The organism is Nostoc sp. CALU 546, assembly GCF_048836525.1.
The window spans coordinates 1-3477 of the sequence record NZ_JAWJTF010000228.1; the positions used below are offsets into that span (position 1 = coordinate 1).

3 protein-coding genes are annotated in these 3477 nt (G+C 37.2%); 1 reads left to right on the forward strand and 2 read right to left on the reverse strand.

The features are described 5' to 3' along the window. The first annotated feature begins 951 nt into the window (after positions 1 to 951). A complete protein-coding gene (locus RRG12_RS41890) occupies positions 952 to 1278 on the forward strand; it encodes an STAS domain-containing protein (protein ID WP_069073387.1) in 327 nt (108 codons plus the stop codon). Here RRG12_RS41890 and RRG12_RS41895 read toward each other — a convergent pair whose 3' ends face one another. Continuing rightward, the gene (locus RRG12_RS41895) at positions 1279 to 2415 is read right to left on the reverse strand and encodes a PP2C family protein-serine/threonine phosphatase (protein WP_420759651.1); all 1137 of its coding nucleotides are present in this window, start codon (positions 2413 to 2415) and stop codon (positions 1279 to 1281) included. A 150-nt stretch (positions 2416 to 2565) separates the two neighbouring features. Beyond that, positions 2566 to 3333 carry a DUF1350 family protein gene (locus RRG12_RS41900; protein WP_069073389.1) on the reverse strand — a complete coding sequence of 256 codons (768 nt, stop codon included), beginning with the start codon at positions 3331 to 3333 and terminating at the stop codon, positions 2566 to 2568. Positions 3334 to 3477: the final 144 nt, after the last annotated feature.

The window sequence follows — 3477 nt, forward strand, 5'->3', positions numbered from 1 at the left end:
ATAACTCTTTACTTTTTGTGTTGTCTGTTGAGAAATGACAGATATTGGGAATACTAAAATAGGAGAGGCGATCGCCTCAGAGAACTTCTTTTAGCGCATTGGTGTAGCTTCAAGCTTGCTTGGCGCTGTTGAAACCGAAATTTTTGGCTTTAGAGCGGCACTCTAGAGGTAAATTATTTTAATTATGTAAGTAATTGGACATAAATAAACGTAGATGCTAGTTACTATCATAAGTATTCAGTATTCAACAAAGGATTATATCCACTAATGATTCTGAGATAAAACCCCGATAGTTAAGTAATTTTCATAGTCTTTTTGCTTGTAGTACTGAATTGGGGGCTAGAGCAGGGGAAAATTTGGTGTGTAATGCAGACCCGTCGCTAAATTGGAGAATAATCGATACCTACCACCCAGGCAATGCGATCGCAGCAACCCATTGAATTTTGAATTGTTTAATCATGACTATCATTATGAGGTTTGTTGGAGAACCTCAGTTTTGCAAAAATATTTGGGAAATAATCTGAAAAGCAGTAACTTCAGCTTGTAGATCAGTATATACCTATGTCAATGAGATGCAAGCAAGCGGGCATTGAAAATCAACCTATATGAAGAAACATCAAATCAGCAAACAACTTAAAAATCAGTCATTCCATCTTTCTTACAAAAATAAACATACATGAGTTTTACTATACCGACTTACTTACCTTCTTTATTTATAATTGGTCTGTTCCTACTAGAAAAACTATACTTGTATTGAGCTAATGATTTTTTTGTGATTAAAAAAATCAGATGAAAATGTTTATAATTAATCTTTATACATCCTAAGTAATTATCAACGATTACCCAATATGTAATCTTGGATTTTATTTTGCAAGCATTTTTAAATGTTCTATGATGGGTATATAATAGCGACATCAGAGCATCATTTACACAAATCAACGTGACATAATCATGAGAGAACAAGTAAAAGTTATTAAGCTCAGTGGTAATTTAAATGCCACAACTTCGCAAGAGTTTCGACAAAATATCACTGATGTTATAGAAAATGGTGCGAAAATTGTGTTAGTTGATTTTAAAGATGTAACGTTTATGGATAGTTCCGGTTTAGGAGCTTTAGTCTTAGCTTTCAAAACCTTACGAGCAGCGGATACAAAGCTTGTTCTCTGCTCAATTAATGAGCAAGTCAGAATATTATTTGAACTGACTAACATGGATAAAGTATTTGAAATATTCCCCAGCCAAGACGCATTTAATCAGGTTTTACTCTCCAAAACATAACTAATCAAACTTCATTTGCAAAATAGATAAATCATCATCAAAAGCATCTTTGGAGTTGAGGGCGATTAAATAACTCAGTATGTGATCAAGTTGGCTATCAATAGGATTTTGTAAGCTAACTAGTAGCTGAATAAAAGCATCTAGACTCCAAAGTGTGCCATCTGATTTAGTTATTTCATAAGCGCCATCACTAAAAATGTAAAGGGTACTGAATTTTTCAATATTGCAAAAACCATCAACATATTTTGCCTCTGGAAACATGCCGACTGGCATACCGGGGGTTTTTAAGAGTTTAACTTCAGACTTCCTTGGAGATGTGCCGGTTACTAAAACTGCTGGTGGATGACCTGCACTAGCATAAATTAGCTGGCGATTGATTCGGTTATAAACTCCGTACCAAATCGTAAAATATTTGTCATTTTGATAATTCATCTGGAAGGTATCATTTAAAGCCTTCAATACATCACTCGGTTGATAGTAATTTAGACCTTTGAGCGCACGGGAACGCAACAGATTCAGCACTGAAACAGAGGGAAGAGTCGCTTTGAGTCCATGTCCGGCAGTATCGAGTAAGTAAATTGCCAGATAATCATCATCAAGCCAATAGTAATCGAAACAGTCACCGCCAAGTTGTCGCGAGGGAATAAATCGGAAATTTATATTGAATGGTTCAGTCATGGAAAAAGGCAGCAGCGATCGCACATATTCTGCTGCTTCTGACATTTCTGATTCTAAAAGCAACTTTTGAGCCTGCAAATCTCTACTCAATTGATGTAGGCGTAATCCTGCTCTTACCCGTGCTTGTAATTCATTATGCTCAATAGGTTTGGAGATAAAATCATCAGCACCAGCATCTAAACCTTTGACGCAATCAGCAACGGAATCTAAGGATGTTAATAAAATAAAGAATGTGGTAAAAAATTTGGGGTCTGTCTTAATGCGGTGGCAAACTTCTAGTCCAGTCAAACCCGGCATGATCCAATCACAAATAATTAGCGCAGGACGGTAAGCCAGTGCCTTTTCTATTCCTTCCTCGCCGCTACTGGCTGTAACTACCTCATAACCCTGTTTTTCCAACATCCTTTTCAGGAGTATTTTTATTGAATAATCGTCATCAATTATTAGTATTTGAAACATAGAAAGTTGTAAGAAACACTCATTAATAATTTGCTGTAAAAATAGAAAATAAAAATATGATATTGGCTAGTTAGTAGTACATCTGGATTATACTACTAACTATTTTTTCTTTTCGCGTCGAATTTATGGCTGTTTAACACTCATAAAAAATTATGGCGCTGCCAGAGGATTTAACCACAAAAGGATAGTGGTTTTTAGCTGGTTTAAGTCGCGGTATGCTTCTTGCTTAAACCATTGCCCTAATGCATCAAAGGGGGTGAAAGATGTTCCAGTTTGCCATTTAATATCTTGACCTAGAGGTGTTGTATGAGTTCCTGGTAACGTTTGTGCTGTCACCATGTCATCAAAACGTTCTTGTAAGATTTTGGTTAAAGCTGCTGATTGATCAATGGTGTCATTACTAAATTTTATTAATAAATTGCGTCGGATATTGTAACGAGCTTGGACAAGCTTGTTAGTTTCCAAGGGTGAGGGTGTAAACTCGATTTTCAAAGTAGAATTAAACTGTTCTACTAGTGGGATAGCTTCTTTCGCGGCGTAGTTATTGAAGGATATTAAAATATTACCTGCACGTTCTACTTTAAAGAGGCTACCAATCAGCAAGTGAAGTTTACAGCCCATACTATGTCCAATGCCGTAGATGGGGAAGTAAAGTTTGCGTAATGCCCCAGAGTCTTGTAAGCGTTCGAGGGTGCGGTCAAAATTTAGTAGCACTGATTTTGCGATCGCAGTATGATCCAATGTATTGACGAAAGGTGTAGCAATTACAACATAACCCTTACTTGCCAATTGTTCGAGTAACCAGCGATAAGTGATGTGCGGTGCAGTGGCGACAAATGCACCTCCCAAAAAATGAACGATACCTATGGGATTTCGGGGAATGATTACCCAGTTGCCTCTGACTTCTTTCCAGTCCATGCTCATGAGCGATCGCTTTAGGAATATTCTTTATGTTAGACCGGGGATCGCAACCGTGGGAAGGATTATGAAAAAAGCCATTGAGAATGTCTCCAGCCAACAGCGTGTATGGACTTATCTGGAGCATCTATGCTTTTAGCGTCT